Source organism: Microbacterium sp. NPDC076911, assembly GCF_040687125.1.
GTDB lineage: Bacteria > Actinomycetota > Actinomycetes > Actinomycetales > Microbacteriaceae > Microbacterium.
Map to the genome: position 1 here is coordinate 222,104 of NZ_JBFBMP010000001.1, position 14,501 is coordinate 236,604.

The following is a 14,501-nucleotide window of genomic DNA, read 5'->3' on the forward strand; positions in this document are numbered from 1 at the left end:
GCTGAAGGCGTGGGTATCGTCTCGGATGGCAAGAAAGCACTTTCACTGGTCGGGAAGGCAGTGTCATCTCGAGCAGCGGTAATTGATGTCCGTCGCACGCTCGCGTCACGACCAGCTCATCCGCGGTCGCACTATCGGGTGGCGGTGTACTTTGCCGATGGTGCTGTGAACATGTATCAGATTCGCCAGTGGTACAAGCCACTCGCGGATTTGGAGGCGAACTGGCCGGTGGTTGTGCTCAGCCGTTCGGCTACTGGTGCGCAGGCAATGCTTGCAGACGCCGGTGCGCCACCCGTGGCATTCGTGCCGACTGTGCGCGACCTTGAAAAGTTCATCTCTGAGCAAGACATTCGCGTGGTGTTGTATGTCAACCAGAACACTCGCAACTTTCAGATGTTCCGGTATGGACGACGTTGGCATGTCTTCATCAACCATGGCGAATCAGACAAGATGTACATGACCACAAATCAGTACAAGGCCTACGACTATTCCTTCATCGCGGGCGATGCCGCGCGCGAGCGGCTTAGCCGGGTGCTTTGGGACTACGACTTCGACAAGCGTGCGATCGCGATCGGCCGGCCCCAGGCTGATCACTATTCAGGCGCTTTGCCGTACACGCCAGATGCTCGCACGGTCGTGCTGTATGCACCGACCTGGGAGGGGGATCGCCCCTCTGCGCACTATGGGTCTATCGCTACTCACGGTGAGGCTCTTGTTGGCGCGTTGCTCGCAAGCCCGAACCACCGTGTGATCTATCGTCCTCATCCGCGATCCGGAGTGGTAAATGCCGCGTACGGATCGGCGAACGCGCGAATCATCGCGGCGATCGCGGCAGCCAATGCCGCAGATCCCGCGGCCCAGCACGTATTCGACGAGGGCCCCGAGCTTGGCTGGCAACTTGCGGCGGCCGACGTTGCGGTTGTTGATATTTCAGCGATGGTCTACGACAGGCTGGCGGCAGACAAACCGTTATTGATCGCGAGACCCACCGACCCCGCGGCGGCAATCGACACTCATGGCTATCTGTCGGCGTGCGAGTGGCTGGATGCTGACGACGCCGCAGACATCGTGTCTCAGTCGTCAAGGGTCATGGCCGATGATGAAGCCAGAGCAAAGCTACACCAATGGGTAGCTCACTATTTCGGTGACACGGCGCCAGGAGCCGCTACGCGGCGATTCGGGAGTGCCGTGGGGCAGCTGATGGATCAATGGGGGCGATGGCACTCCGGGGACGCTGACGAAGACGAGAATCTGATCGACGTCGAAGACGAAGGTGCTGGCGACGACGAAGTTTTCCTCGGCTCCTGAACCTCCGGCCGTCTGCGTTGTTCAGTCTGTCTGGGGCTGTCCGGAGCTCGTGTGGTGCGCGCCATCGTCGATGCGCGCACGTCGGACCTTTGGAAGACGTCGCGCGGAGTTGCCAATCGCTGCGGCGCTCTTCGCGACGCCGCCGACCACGGCCCCACCGGCGCGACGAATGCCACCAGTGGCGATTCGTTCCACTCTGAGACTGCCGGGCCGCGGCTCAAGCTCCTCGGGAAGCACTTCGGGCGTAACGCCGAACGCGCGTCGGGAGTTCACCAGCACACGGCGGCCGAGAATGTTGTTGCCCGCGCCGCCGATCACGGCGCCGACCCCGAACGGCAACGCCTTGCCGATCCACGACGCACCTGCGCGTGCGGCGAACTGCCGAATGAATGTCGTCTTCAGCTTGTCGACGAGTGGTCCCACGGCCGCTCGCGGCAGACTTTTCGTGACGACTTCGCCCCAGTACTTGTCACGGCCAGGGCCTCGGCCGCTTGCCTGTCTCGCGAGTTGGCCGACCAAGTCGATGCCTTCTTTGCCGAGCATCAGGGTGAGCACAAGCGCGCGGGCACGATCTGGGTCTGCGACCGGAATGCCATGCACCTCCGTGACCGACTGTGCAAAGAGTGTGGTGGCCTCGAGAAAAGCGACCGTTTCGACGCCGCTGAGCGCAAGGGTTACGCCGGTGCCGATGCCGGGCACCACTGCTGTTGCTCCGACAGCAGCACCGCCGCTCGTGACAGCGGAGAGGTAGCGGCGCTCAAGCACACGCACGATCTCGGCTGGCGTTGCGTCGGGGTGGCGCAACCTGATGCTGCGAAGATGGGCGAGCACGAGCGGTCGCTGCAACGACAGCACAGTGTCGAGCATCCGTATCGTGCGGGGATGCTCGGGAGAACCGACAGGCGGGAGCCCTCCCTGCCAAGGCGCGTCGCCAGGCAACGAGTGAATGCGGTGCACCTGCTCAGCCATCGAGGCGATCAAACCATGTCTACCCTGAAGATTGCCTTAAGTGTGCGGCGTGGATCAGACGAAGAGGTTTGCTCGCTCGAGGTCTTCGGCGAAGTCGACCTCAACGGCGTACAAGTCTGAGATGTCGAGCGGTTCAATCAAAATACCGTCTTCGGCGATTGCCAGTTCGAGGCCTCGCTCGAAGTAATCCTGGTCATCGACGCGTGTCAGATGGTGCATGAATGCCCGCTTGTCACGGCTGGAGATGTAGTTGATGCCGACTGCTTCGCCAATGCCGCCCTTGACGGTCTTTGACAGTTCGTTGATGTGCCCCTCGGCGGTGACGGTGTACTTGACTTCTTCGTCGCTCACCTTGGAGGTGTTCACCGTCACGAACGACTGATCACGTTCGATCAGGTCGATTGCGCGTCCGAGAACTCGCGGGTCGAACACGACGTCACCGTTCATCCACAGCACGCCACTGCGTCCGGTTTTCGAAAGTGCACGCAACAGGCTCTTAGAAGTGTTGGTCTGGTCGTAGCGGTCGTTGTAGACGTAATCAGCATTGGGGAAGGCTTCAACGATCGTCTCTGCGCGATAGCCGACAACAGTGGTGATCTTCGCGGTCTTGCCGAAAGCAGCACGGATGTTGTCATGCTGCTGGCGCATAATGCTGCGTCCATCGCTGAGTTGGGTAAGGGGCTTGGGCAACGAACGGCCAAGTCGCGAACCCATGCCAGCGGCGAGGATTACGGTCTGAAGGGTCAAAGTCTGCTCCTGAAAGTGGCGATTCATTGTCGGTTAACCGACAGGACACCCCTTCGTGCCAATTTCATGCTAGCGATGGCGTCTGTGAGTGTGCAGAGTTTTGGCTGGCTGTTGCGAATTCGTGACTTTAGTGGTTGGGCGTTTTACCAGGTCATGCGTACCGGGGTTGGTGTTTCGCTTGGTAGGTTTGATTGGTGACAGCCTCACTGCCGGCACCGAACGACTTTGGTCCAGACGACGCGGATAACGGAAGCAGTGTGCCCGTTTTTAAGCTGAAGTCGGTCACCCCGCGAACAAAGAATGCTAGCGCTCGGACCGGGTCAGCAAAGGCGAAGCCGCGCAAGAAACCCGCGCGAAACAGCAAACCGACTGTTCAGCCAGAGGCCACCACGGAATCTTCTCCACTTACCGCGCGCGCCGATGATCCAGCGTGGCCGGGTCCGCCCCCGCCTCTTCCGGCCAACTCAGTGAGCAAGGCCGTCGCGCTAGATGACATTGAGATTCCGCCCAAACCCCCTCTACCTTCGCCCGCGCAGGAAGCTGCGGACGAGTCCATGGCTGAGGGCCCGGCTGAGACTCAGTCCGATGGCGCGCTGACTGAAGAGCCCGCTGACGTTGAGGACGCTGAGGACGTTGAGGACGCTGAAGACGCTGAGGACGCTGAGGACGCTGAAGATGCTGAAGAGCTTGATGCTGCTGCAGCTGACGCTGACTCGGAGGAGGAGCACCTTACCGACGCCGCGGCATTCCTCGACGACGAGACTCGCGTAGACGAGAACGCACCAGAGAGTTCCGAGTTCGAGGTCGACGACACAGCCGCGCCGCTCGCGGAGCTGGTCGGCTCGAGCATCGTTGACGATGAGTTCCTCGTCGCGAATGACGCCGGCGCCGAAGCAACGAGCGATGTACTTGTCATGCGCGGTGTGACGAAACGATTCGGCCAGGTCGCCGCGGTCGACGGCATCGATCTGACGATTCCCGCCGGAACGTTCTACGGCTTGGTCGGGCCGAACGGTGCCGGAAAGACCACAACGCTATCGATGATCGCGGGCCTGCTCACTCCCGATAAGGGCACGGTTCATGTGGGCGGCATTGACGCTGCATCCGACCCGAGAGGCGCAAAGCGCCTTATGGGTGTGTTGCCCGATCGCCTGCGCACGTTCGACCGTCTGACCGGGCGGCAACTGCTGTACTACTACGGCGTGTTACGCGGGCTGAAGCCCGCGGTGGCCGAGAGTCGCACCACCGACCTTGCACGCGCGTTCGATCTCACCGATGCACTCGGCCGAGTGGTGTCTGATTACTCAGCCGGCATGCTGAAGAAGGTCATGCTCGCCGGTGCACTGATCCACTCACCGCGCCTACTGGTTCTTGATGAACCTTTCGAAGCGGTCGATCCGGTGTCGAGCGCGGTAATCATCGACATTCTGACCACATACGTGGCTCACGGTGGAACCGTGGTGCTTTCGAGCCACGGTATGGAATTGGTCGAGCGCATGTGTACTCGCGTCGCTGTCATCGTGGCGGGTCAAGTGCTGGCTGAGGGCACGGTTGAAGAGGTACGTGGCGAGCTGACACTCGAACAGCGCTTCGTTGAGTTGGCCGGCGGACTCAGCGACGTGGAGGGTCTTGAATGGCTGCACACGTTCTCCGACTGAGGATCGCGCTACTTTTCGGTTCGTTTCGAGGAGACATCACTGAAATCTCTCGCGCGGTTGTGCAATTTCTCGCGGTCGTTGCCGCGACCGCTGCGGCGTGCTGGGCATTGCTTTCGCTTGCGAGTGCCGACATCGAAGTTGTAATAGCGGTGACCGTGTTGGGCGGATCCGCCATCACTCTGGCGTTCGCATTGTCGCCACTCATCGGCGCAACTAGTGACCCGCTTGATCCGCGCCGGTTCGCCATTCTCGGATTGTCCCCGCGACCGCTGGCTGCGGTTCTTGCGCTTGCAGGCCTCATCAGCGTGCCGATCTTTGCGCTGACAACGATCGCTTTCTGCCTGGCTGTGCTGTGGACCGGTTTCGGGGTGTCTGCGCTTCTGGTCGGGTCAGGCGTCGTTCTCGGCATTGTTACCTGCGCATTGTTGGCGCGCGTGTGCATGGCTCTCGCGTCGCTCTTTCTCAAAGATCGGCAGTCGCGTGAGCTGACCGGTGTGTTTCTTTTGGCCATGATCGTGGTTGTCGTGCCCACCGCTGTGTTTTTCGCATCGCTGGAGTGGGATGGCGTCGTGCCAACTCAGCTTTCAGAGGTCATTGGAGTGCTTGCGCTGACACCAATCGGCGCCGCGTGGGCCTTTCCCGCACTCGTCGAGGCTGGCGACCCTCAGGCTGCACTGGCCGTGACCGTGGCTGTCGGAACAGTCTTGCTTCTGGGAGTCGTGTGGCTATGGCTCGTGAATCGGCTATTGACCGCGACCGAACGTCCAGTGGCGGCTCGAGAACGCGGCGGGCTCGGCTGGCTTGCTGTCGCGCCGGGCACGCCGGCTGGTGCCATCGCGGGGCGGAGCCTGCTCTATTGGCTCAATGATCGTCGCTACCTCGTCAACATGATGGTGATCCCGGTAGCCGCGGCCGCGACGACCGTGCCGCTTTTGGTCGCCGGTGTTTCGCCCGAGATGGTGGCGTTAGTTCCCGTGCCGTTCGCGGCTCTCTTCTTAGGTTGGTTGGTGCACAACGACCTTGCCTACGATTCGACGGCAGTGTGGATGCACTTCGCCGCTGGTGTGCGTGGCATATCCGATCGGATGGGCCGACTTGTTCCCGTGTTGGCTGTCGGCATTCCTTTTCTCGCTGTGGCGATTCCGATCGCCGTGTCTCTGCACGGGCGATGGTCGATACTGCCGGCGATGATTGGTGTGTGCTCGTCGCTGTTTCTCTGTGGCCTCGGCCTCTCGAGTATTGCGTCTGTAGTTGCCCCGTACGCGGTGTCACGACCCGGTGACAGCCCATTTCGTCAGCCCTCGCGCACCGGAGCCGAGAGCTCGATCTCGCAAGGGGTGGTGTTGGCCGGGGTGCTGATTCTCAGCGCTCCAACGCTCTGGTGGGCCTGGCAGGGTCTGTCAGGCGATGACGACGCAATCGCGACCGCGATGTGGGGCGGACTCGGAATCGGCGTGGGCGTATTGATCATCGGCCTGGCAACCGGAGCCGCCGTGTTTGAGCGTCGTACGAGTCGATTGATGGAGTTCGCTGAGTCGACGTGAGTGCCGAATTTGACCCCGGCCGCATGTGCATCCCGGTACACTGACTGACCATGAGCACTCCTCTCGACAACCCGGATCAGGGTGGTACGGCTATCCTCGACCGAGAGCTCGAAGAGCTCATCCGCGAAGAAAGCATCGAACCCGGTGATCACGAACGCTTCTCGCACTACGTGAAGAAAGACAAGATTCTTGAGTCGGCGATGACGGGAAAACCGGTACGAGCGCTGTGCGGAAAGAAGTGGACTCCGGGGCGTGATCCCGAGAAGTTCCCGGTCTGCCCGACGTGCAAAGAGATCTACGAGTCGCTCGTCAAATAGCGCCTTAGCGCGCGGCATCAACGTAGACGGTAGGAATAGCAGGGTCAGACCTGCTCAATGCCAGCGAACGCACTGGCAGCTCGTCGCGAACGCGCGCGTGGTGTGATCGAGCGGATTCGACTCCTGCGCTTCCCTCAGCTGCGTTGTCGAAGTCTCCCTTCGCTACGAGGGTCACTTGCAGCGCTCGGGCTCCAGGATGCTGCGCGGCAGTGCTGAGCTGTTCGAATCCGTCGGACACGCTGACGAGCTCTTGAGTGGCGGTGCCGTCCTTCAGCGTGCGGAATGCGGCCTTGCGCCCGCCTTTGGAGCTCTTTTCTGTTGACGCCTTGGCTACCGAGACCCACGCGCCGGTCGAATCCTGTCGGGCGACCAGTTTGTAGACCATTCCTGCGGTGGGCGTTCCAGATCCCGTGACAAGTGACGTGCCCACGCCATAGGAGTCGACAGGCGAGGCAGCCAGCGCGGCGATTGCGAATTCGTCAAGGTCGCTGGTCACCGTGATATTGGTCTGTGTAGCGCCGAGCTCGTCGAGGTGCGCGCGCACGGACGCGGCAACTGTCGGCAGGTCGCCCGAATCGATGCGGACGCCGCCCAGCGAGGTGCCAGCAACACGCACGGCGGTTTCGACTCCTTCGCGAATGTCATAGGTGTCGACGAGCAGCGTGGTGCCGGATCCAAGAGCGTCGATTTGCGAGCGGAAAGCATCTTCTTCACTGTCGTGCAGCAGCGTCCACGCGTGAGCGGCGGTTCCCATGGTGGGGACGCCCCAGCGGCGACCTGCCTCGAGATTCGATGTGGCGGTGAAGCCGGCGATGTAGGCTGCACGGGCTGCCGCAACGGCGGATTCCTCGCCAGCGCGGCGCGAACCCATCTCTGCAAGAGGGCGATCGCCCGCAGCAATGCTCATGCGCGCAGCGGCCGTGGCGATCGCGGAATCGTGGTTGAGAACACTGAGCGCCAGCGTCTCGAGCACGACGGCTTCTGCGAATGTGCCTTCCACTGTCATGATCGGCGAGCCGGGAAAGTAGATCTCGCCCTCGCGGTAGCCGACGATTGAGCCCGTGAACCGGTAATTCTCGAGGTAGGTGAGCGTGTCAGCATCCACCACCTTCTGATCTTTCAAGAACCGCAGTTCGTCATCGCCGAAACGAAATTCGCGTAGCAGGCTGAGCAATCGACCGGTTCCTGCCACCACACCGAAGCGGCGTCCGCCTGGAAGACGGCGGCCAAACAGCTCGAACACGCAGCGGCGAGTGGCTGTGCCATCGCGTAGTGCCGCTCCGAGCATGGTGAGCTCGTAGCGATCGGTGTGCAGGGCGGTGCTGACGGCAGTCGAGGCGCTCATGACGCCAGCCTACTGACGTGCTGGCGTAGGCTGAATGATCGTGAATGAGGCGCCGATCGGAATCTTCGACTCCGGGGTCGGCGGGCTCACCGTCGCCCGGGCGATTTCTGCGCAGTTGCCGCGTGAATCGCTCGTCTACATCGGCGATACTGCGCACTCGCCCTATGGTCCCAAGCCGATCGCTGACGTGCGCCGTTATTCGCTCGAAATCCTCGACACATTGGTGGATCAGGGCGTCAAGATGCTCGTGATCGCCTGCAACACTGCTTCTGCCGCGATGCTTCGAGATGCGCGTGAACGCTATGACGTGCCTGTCATCGAGGTGATCGGCCCCGCGGTGCGCACCGCGATGTCGACGACGCGAAATGGGCGAGTAGGCGTCATCGGCACTACCGGCACCATTGGTTCCCGCGCGTACCAAGACATGCTCGAGGTCAACGAGCGGCTGACCGTGTTTGCCCAAGCGTGCCCACGGTTCGTCGAGTTTGTCGAGGCAGGCGTTACCGGTTCGCCGGAAGTGCTCGCGGTCGCGGAAGAGTATCTTTCGCCGCTGCGCCACGCGGGGGTCGACACTTTGGTGCTTGGTTGCACCCACTACCCGTTTCTTGAAGGTGTGATCAGCTACGTTATGGGCCCCGACGTGAGCTTGGTGTCAAGCGACAATGAGACAGCGAAAGACGTGTATCGTCAGCTCGTTTCGCGCGATCTGCTCGCAGGCGTGGATGCTGCGCCCCAACACGTGTATGAAGCGACCGGTACGTCTGCTGATGAATTTGTGACCCTCGCACATCGCCTGATGGGCCGTGAGATCCGCAATGTGCAGTTGGTGCAGACCGGCGCCATCGAACTACCACCGACCAGACCCTGAGGCCTACATCTCGTGGGGTCTTTAGAAGGAGAGCTATGACTGACATCGTTCGCGCGGATGGCCGCGCCGTCGACGACCTGCGCACCATCACCATTGAGCGAGGCTGGAGTGCTCACGCCGAAGGCTCAGCTCTGATCTCGTTCGGAGGCACGAAGGTGCTGTGCACCGCGTCATTCACCAACGGCGTGCCGCGCTGGCTCACCGGCAAGGGCAAAGGATGGGTCACTGCGGAGTACGCGATGTTGCCCCGTGCGACAAATTCGCGCAACGACCGCGAGAGCGTCAAAGGCAAGATCGGCGGGCGCACGCACGAGATCTCACGACTCATCGGTCGCTCGCTGCGTGCCGTTGTCGATATGAAGGCTCTCGGCGAGAACACGATCGTGATCGATTGCGATGTGTTGCAGGCCGATGGTGGCACTCGCACGGCAGCGATTACCGGCGCTTACGTGGCCCTCGCTGACGCGATCGAGTGGGGACGCAAGAAGAAGTTCATCGGTCAGAAGTCCACGCCGCTCATCGACACTGTCGCGGCTGTATCAGTGGGGATCATCGACGGTGAGCCCATGCTTGACCTCGCCTACGTTGAAGACGTGCGGGCTGAGACAGACATGAACGTCGTTGTGACCGGTCGTGGGCTGTTCGTCGAGGTGCAGGGCACGGCTGAAGGTGCTCCTTTCGACAAGCGCGAACTCGATGCGTTGCTCGAGCTTGGTGTAGCGGGATGCGCCGACCTGCGGGCGCATCAGCTCGCGTCGCTTCAGCCTGCGGGGGAGTGACGGGTGGCGCAGATCGTCTTAGCAACGCACAACGCCCACAAGGTCGAAGAGTTTCAAGCGATCGTGGCGGCGAGCCGGCCGGATCTCACGGTGGTGTCTTATGACGGGCCTGAGCCGCTCGAAGATGGTGTGACGTTTGCCGCCAACGCGCTGATCAAGGCGCGTGCGGCCGCCGCTCACACCGGGTTGTCTGCGTTGGCGGACGACTCAGGCATCTGCGTCGATGTGCTCGGCGGGTCACCGGGCGTGTTCTCGGCCTACTGGGCGGGGCACGCGAAAGATGGCACTGCGAATCTGAACTTGCTGCTCGATCAGCTGAGCGATATCGCTGACCCACGCCGTACTGCTCAGTTCGTGTCGACGATCGCGCTCGTCACGCCTGACGGCGACGAGCACGTCGTGGAAGGAATATGGCCGGGAAGGTTGGCCACCGCGGCAAGGGGCGAGGGTGGTTTCGGCTACGACCCGGTGTTTGTGCCAGACGGTCAGCCAACTGGCGCTGAGCGCTCGGTGGGTGAGTTCAGCGCAGCGGAGAAGAATGAGACCTCGCACCGGGCTCGCGCGTTTCTCGCGCTCGCTCCGCTGCTCGCAACGCTCTGAGCGGCCTCTGGGTCAGGCGACACTGAGAATCACACTCATTCCCGACTAGGTGGTTCCGCGCGTGAAAGCGGCGGCCCAGGCCTAGCCTGGATGAATGCACGACCACGCGCAAGGCACCGCCGGGATCAGAGGGGCGAGCAATCGCCGACTGCTGGCGGTTTCGTTGGCCATCACTACCACTGTGATGGTGATTCAGATCGTTGGAGCGGCGCTTTCGGGGTCGCTCGCACTGCTGGCTGACGCCGTGCATATGTTTACCGATGCTGCGGCGCTCGTGATCGCGTTAGTGGCGAGCGTGGTGGCGGCGAAACCCGCAACCGATCGAAACACGTTTGGATTTCAACGAGCCGAAGTGCTCGGAGCGCTGATCAACGCGATTATCCTGATCGCCCTTTCTCTGTGGATAGCCGTCGAAGGGGTGACGCGACTGCTCGACCCCGACGACGCCGAAGTCGCCGGTGGATTCATGTTGATCGTCGCGGTCGTGGGACTGCTTGCAAATGCCATCGCCATGTGGCTGTTGAGTGCGGCGCAACGCCGCAGCATCAACGTCCGCGGTGCCTATCTCGAAGTGCTTGGCGATCTGATTGGCTCGGCAGCCGTCATCGTTGCTGCCATCCTGATCGTGACGACTGGTTGGGTGCAGGCAGACGCGCTTGCGTCGCTGGCGATCGCAGCCATGATCGTGCCGCGTGCGATTGGATTGCTTCGTGAGGTGGTGTCGGTCCTCACGGAATCTGCACCCATGGGTACCCACGTGCAAGAGATTCGTGAGCACATTCTCGCTACCCCGGGCGTTGTCGATTGTCACGATGTACACGTATGGCAGCTCACTCGCGGCGCGCCAGTGTTCAGCGCTCACGTCGTGGTTGAAAATGTTGCGATGAGCGGGGGAGCGTCGGCGAGCATTCTCAGTCGGCTGCAGGTCTGCCTGGCAGAACACTTCGACGTCGAGCATTCGACGTTTCAGTTGGAGCCTGCAGGGCATGTCGAACACGACGCTCATGCGTGAGGCGCTTTAATCTTCGCGTCGCACCTCGGCCGGTGCCTTGTCTGCGCGAAACCCACGCCAACGAGCGTGACGAAGTATGCCGCCCGGGGTGAACTCGGCGAACTCCACTTCGGCGACGACTTCGGGTGATACCCAGTGCGCGTCAGCGGCGTCCCATTTGGGAACGCCTTGGAACGGATTCACCTCCGTGCGAAGGGGGTTGAGTCTGCTTTCCAAGAGTCTCAGCGTGGCATCGGAGAACCCCGAGCCCACGCGACCCGCGTATTGAAGCTCGTCGCCATCGGGTATTCCCACGAGCAATGACCCGATGGCGTGTGCCTTTCCAGGCCTGATACCGCCGACGACGACCTCCTGCGTGCGCGTCAATTTGACCTTGAGCCAATCCTCGCTGCGCACGCCGTGTTGATAAGGCGCGCTGGGGTTCTTCACCACGACGCCTTCAAGAGCGAATTCGCGGGCGGCGCTCAGCGCAGCATCCACATCATCGAACACAGGAGGAACGGTGATGCTCGTCGCGGTGCCGTCTGTGAGCAACTCGAGCAGTTCTCGTCGCGATGCCAGTGGCAATGCTGTCGCATCGTTGCCACCGACAGACAGTAGATCGAATAGGTAGTACTGCACCGGCGTTCGCGGTAGTTCGCGCTCGACGTCGCGAGGATGTGACAGGTTCATGCGGGCTTGAAGTCGCGAAAAGCTTGGTCGGCCTTCATCATCGAGCGCGACGATCTCGCCGTCGACTATCGCGGGCTCAGGCCCGAAGCCCAGCTCGTGCCCGGTGAGCTCTGGATATTTCGCTGTGATGTCGTTTCCGCTGCGCGCCCGAAGTCGCAGACGTTCGCCATCCCAGATGCCCAGTGCGCGAACTCCGTCCCATTTGATTTCCGCCCACGCCTGTTTTGCCCACCGCTGTGCGGCAGCATGCGCTAGCCCTGGGGTGGCCATTGTCGAGAGCATTGGTCGCAGATCCGTGGTGGTCGCACTGGGCGGGGGGCTGTGCGTCGTTTGAGCGGCAACGGGGGCGACATCGTGCTGGGGCGCTCCAGCAGCATCCGTTTTCATTCGATGCAGCAACCACGATGACTTCTCCCCTTCGCCCTGGGTACGAATGAGCGCGAGACGCGCACGTCCCAGTGGCCCGCCCGATCCTCCTTCGACGGTGAAGATAATCTCGTCATCTCGCCACTTCTCAAGCTCATAGCGGCCGGCGTCCCAGATCGTCATCTCGCCCGCCCCATATTCGCCCCTGGGAATGGTGCCTGAGAAGTCGAGGTACTCCAATGGGTGATCCTCGGTCATCACAGCCAGCGAGTTGCGGGAAGTGGAATGAGGGATGCCACGCGGCACTGCCCAGCTCACGAGCACACCGTCGCGCTCAAGTCGAAGGTCCCAATGCAAGCGCGATGCGTGATGCTCCTGAACGACAAATCGCGGCAGCTGGTGCGACGAGGCGCTGTGCCCGAGAGCGTTTGTGGGAACGGGCTCTGGTGTCTTGCCGGAGGTGCGCTTGGCGATGTAGGCACTGAGCGGGCCGTGAGCATCGTGTCTCGCATTGGCGTGGAATCCGAGCGCGGCGAGTGGGTCGTCGCTGCTTTCCACCCGTCGCAGTACTTGCTCGAAAGTGAGGTGGTCGAGGGCAGGGTCGGCGAGTTCGTCCCAGGTGCGCGGCGCCGCGACGGTGGGGTGCGAGCGCCCTCGCAGCGAGTAGGGAGCAATCGTCGTCTTGGAACCGTTGTTCTGACTCCAATCGATGAAGACGCGGCCATCGCGTTGAGCTTTCGCCATCTGACTCACGGCCAGATCAGGATGGTCGGCTTCAATCGCGCGCGCCAGTTCCTTTGCGATCGTCGAGATCTGGTCGGTGGTCTGCGCGCCAGACAACGCTGCGTACAGGTGAACTCCCTTGCTGCCGCTGGTGACAGGCACTGGCTCCAGGCCCATGTCGACCAGAATCTCTCTAGCCAATCGGGCGACTTCGGCGCACTCGGCTAGGCCCGCTCCAGGGCCCGGATCGAGATCGAGCACCAGACGATCGGGGTTGTTTCTGTTGCCGTCACGCGAGAACCGCCACTGCGGCACGTGCAGCTCAAGACTTGCTACTTGGGCGAGATAGACCAGCGCGGCAGCTTCATCGACAAGCGGATAGTCTTTGCTGCCGGTCGAATGTGAGATGCCGACGCGCTTCAACCACCCGGGTGCTCCCGGCTCAAGATTCTTCGCGAAGAAAGACATCGCAGGCTCTGTCTCGGCGCCGACTCCGTCTGGCCACCGCTTGCGCGTCACGGGCCGGCCAGCGATGTGGGGCAAGAGAACCTTCGCGACTCGCGTGTAGTAGTCGATCACCTCGCCCTTGGTCGTTCCCGTTTCGGGATACAGCACCTTCTCCAAGTTCGTCAGACGCATACGGTGACCGTCGATTCGCACCAGGTGCTCGGTCGCGCGGTCTGACATCGACATGGGCCCAGATTAGCGCCGGAGGGGAATACTGGCGCTAGTTACTATGCAGAGTGGGCGTGACAGGTGTGTACTGGTGTGATGAGGGCTATCTGGAAAGGCGCGTTGACCTTCGGGTTGGTCAACGTACCGGTCAAGGTGTATTCGGCGACAGAAGACCACGACGTGTCACTGCACCAGGTGCACGCGACTGATGGGGGCCGCATTCGCTACCAGCGGGTGTGCGAGATTGACGGCGAAGTCGTTCCGTACGCCGACATCGACAAAGCCTTCGATGATGGGGAACGCACCGTGATCTTGACGAAAGATGACTTTGCGTCGCTTCCCGCAGAGCGCACCAGAGAGATTGATGTGGTCGAGTTCGTGCCCAGCGAGCAGGTCGATCTGCTCACCCTCGACAAGGCCTACTACCTTGAGCCTGACTCTACGTCGCCCAAGGCGTATGTGCTGTTGCGAAAGACGCTCGAGCAGACGGACCGCACCGCGATCGTGCGGTTCTCGCTCCGACAGAAAACTCGCCTTGCTGCCTTGCGTGTGCGTGGTGACGTGTTGGTGCTGCAAACGTTGCTGTGGGCTGATGAAGTGCGCGAAGCCGCTTTTCCCGCCCTCGACGAGTCTGTGCGCATCTCGGCGAAGGAACTCGAGCTGTCTGCATCCCTCGTAGAGAGTTTCTCGAGTGACTTCGACCCCTCGGAGTTCACCGACGAGTATCAGCAGGAACTGCGCACTCTGATCGACGCGAAACTCGACAAAGGTGACAGCCTGGACACCAGCGAGACCTTCGGCGAGCACGAAGAATCCGCAGCCGGGGCAGAAGTCATTGACCTCATGGATGCGTTGCGTGCAAGCGTCGAAAAGTCACGCGCCGCCCGCGACGGCAAGAAGAGCGCCAGCGCGTAGCGA

Annotated in this window: 13 protein-coding genes; 9 read left to right on the forward strand and 4 right to left on the reverse strand. The window is 61.7% G+C overall.

The genetic code is table 11. From position 1 onward, the window contains the following. Positions 1–9: 9 nt before the first annotated feature. Positions 10–1,308 (forward strand): CDP-glycerol glycerophosphotransferase family protein, encoded by a 1,299-nt coding sequence (locus AB0O81_RS01030; RefSeq protein ID WP_363580335.1) that lies wholly within the window; start codon positions 10–12, stop codon positions 1,306–1,308. Positions 1,309–1,329: 21 nt separating this feature from the next. On the opposite strand, the gene AB0O81_RS01035 is transcribed toward AB0O81_RS01030, so the two are convergent. Both AB0O81_RS01035 and AB0O81_RS01040 read right to left on the reverse strand, forming a co-directional pair. Next, positions 1,330–2,277, reverse strand: a complete 948-nt coding sequence (locus AB0O81_RS01035; protein ID WP_363580337.1) for a hypothetical protein — start codon at positions 2,275–2,277, stop codon at positions 1,330–1,332. A 54-nt stretch (positions 2,278–2,331) separates the two neighbouring features. Next, positions 2,332–3,024 carry an NTP transferase domain-containing protein gene (locus AB0O81_RS01040; protein WP_363580339.1) on the reverse strand — a complete coding sequence of 231 codons (693 nt, stop codon included), beginning with the start codon at positions 3,022–3,024 and terminating at the stop codon, positions 2,332–2,334. Positions 3,025–3,491: 467 nt separating this feature from the next. Between AB0O81_RS01040 and AB0O81_RS01045 the strand changes: the two genes are divergently transcribed. From AB0O81_RS01045 to AB0O81_RS01055, 3 genes are read left to right on the forward strand one after another with little or no spacing between them, the layout of a single operon-like run. Further along, on the forward strand, positions 3,492–4,682 hold the full coding sequence (locus AB0O81_RS01045) for an ABC transporter ATP-binding protein (RefSeq protein ID WP_363580341.1): 1,191 nt from the start codon (positions 3,492–3,494) through the stop codon (positions 4,680–4,682). Continuing rightward, on the forward strand, positions 4,658–6,226 hold the full coding sequence (locus AB0O81_RS01050) for a hypothetical protein (RefSeq protein WP_363580343.1): 1,569 nt from the start codon (positions 4,658–4,660) through the stop codon (positions 6,224–6,226). Before AB0O81_RS01045 ends, AB0O81_RS01050 begins: the two co-directional genes overlap by 25 nt. A 50-nt stretch (positions 6,227–6,276) precedes the next feature. Further along, a complete protein-coding gene (locus tag AB0O81_RS01055; RefSeq protein WP_363580345.1) occupies positions 6,277–6,543 on the forward strand; it encodes a DUF3039 domain-containing protein in 267 nt (88 codons plus the stop codon). Between the two features lie 4 nt (positions 6,544–6,547). Here the strand turns inward: AB0O81_RS01055 and AB0O81_RS01060 are convergent, their stop codons facing one another. Continuing rightward, entirely contained in the window at positions 6,548–7,888 is a 1,341-nt protein-coding gene (locus AB0O81_RS01060; protein WP_363580347.1) for a nicotinate phosphoribosyltransferase, read from the reverse strand. Positions 7,889–7,928: 40 nt separating this feature from the next. On the opposite strand from AB0O81_RS01060, the gene murI reads away from it, so the two are divergent. The 4 genes from murI (at position 7,929) to AB0O81_RS01080 (ending at position 11,147) form a co-directional block, all read left to right on the forward strand. After that, entirely contained in the window at positions 7,929–8,756 is an 828-nt protein-coding gene (gene murI / locus AB0O81_RS01065; RefSeq protein ID WP_363580349.1) for a glutamate racemase, read from the forward strand. A 35-nt stretch (positions 8,757–8,791) separates the two neighbouring features. Continuing rightward, positions 8,792–9,535 (forward strand): ribonuclease PH, encoded by a 744-nt coding sequence (gene rph, locus AB0O81_RS01070; protein WP_363580351.1) that lies wholly within the window; start codon positions 8,792–8,794, stop codon positions 9,533–9,535. Between the two features lie 3 nt (positions 9,536–9,538). Continuing rightward, positions 9,539–10,135, forward strand: coding sequence for an RdgB/HAM1 family non-canonical purine NTP pyrophosphatase (gene rdgB / locus AB0O81_RS01075; protein WP_363580353.1), 597 nt, complete (start codon positions 9,539–9,541; stop codon positions 10,133–10,135). Positions 10,136–10,229: 94 nt separating this feature from the next. Then, positions 10,230–11,147, forward strand: a complete 918-nt coding sequence (locus AB0O81_RS01080) for a cation diffusion facilitator family transporter (RefSeq protein ID WP_363580355.1) — start codon at positions 10,230–10,232, stop codon at positions 11,145–11,147. A 6-nt stretch (positions 11,148–11,153) separates the two neighbouring features. On the opposite strand, the gene AB0O81_RS01085 is transcribed toward AB0O81_RS01080, so the two are convergent. After that, the gene (locus AB0O81_RS01085; protein WP_363580873.1) at positions 11,154–13,595 is read right to left on the reverse strand and encodes an ATP-dependent DNA ligase; all 2,442 of its coding nucleotides are present in this window, start codon (positions 13,593–13,595) and stop codon (positions 11,154–11,156) included. A gap of 84 nt (positions 13,596–13,679) precedes the next feature. Between AB0O81_RS01085 and AB0O81_RS01090 the strand changes: the two genes are divergently transcribed. Next, the gene (locus tag AB0O81_RS01090) at positions 13,680–14,498 is read left to right on the forward strand and encodes a Ku protein (protein ID WP_363580357.1); all 819 of its coding nucleotides are present in this window, start codon (positions 13,680–13,682) and stop codon (positions 14,496–14,498) included. The last annotated feature ends 3 nt before the right edge of the window (positions 14,499–14,501 follow it).

Excerpts from the sequence above, each read along its gene's own strand:
- AB0O81_RS01085 (WP_363580873.1), bottom strand. The coding sequence starts at position 13,595 with ATGTCAGACCGCGCGACCGAGCACCTGGTGCGAATCGACGGTCACCGT.
- AB0O81_RS01055 (WP_363580345.1), top strand. The coding sequence starts at position 6,277 with ATGAGCACTCCTCTCGACAACCCGGATCAGGGTGGTACGGCTATCCTC.
- rph (WP_363580351.1), top strand. The coding sequence starts at position 8,792 with ATGACTGACATCGTTCGCGCGGATGGCCGCGCCGTCGACGACCTGCGC.
- AB0O81_RS01080 (WP_363580355.1), top strand. The coding sequence starts at position 10,230 with ATGCACGACCACGCGCAAGGCACCGCCGGGATCAGAGGGGCGAGCAAT.
- AB0O81_RS01050 (WP_363580343.1), top strand. The coding sequence starts at position 4,658 with ATGGCTGCACACGTTCTCCGACTGAGGATCGCGCTACTTTTCGGTTCG.
- AB0O81_RS01035 (WP_363580337.1), bottom strand. The coding sequence starts at position 2,277 with ATGGCTGAGCAGGTGCACCGCATTCACTCGTTGCCTGGCGACGCGCCT.
- AB0O81_RS01090 (WP_363580357.1), top strand. The coding sequence starts at position 13,680 with ATGAGGGCTATCTGGAAAGGCGCGTTGACCTTCGGGTTGGTCAACGTA.
- AB0O81_RS01060 (WP_363580347.1), bottom strand. The coding sequence starts at position 7,888 with ATGAGCGCCTCGACTGCCGTCAGCACCGCCCTGCACACCGATCGCTAC.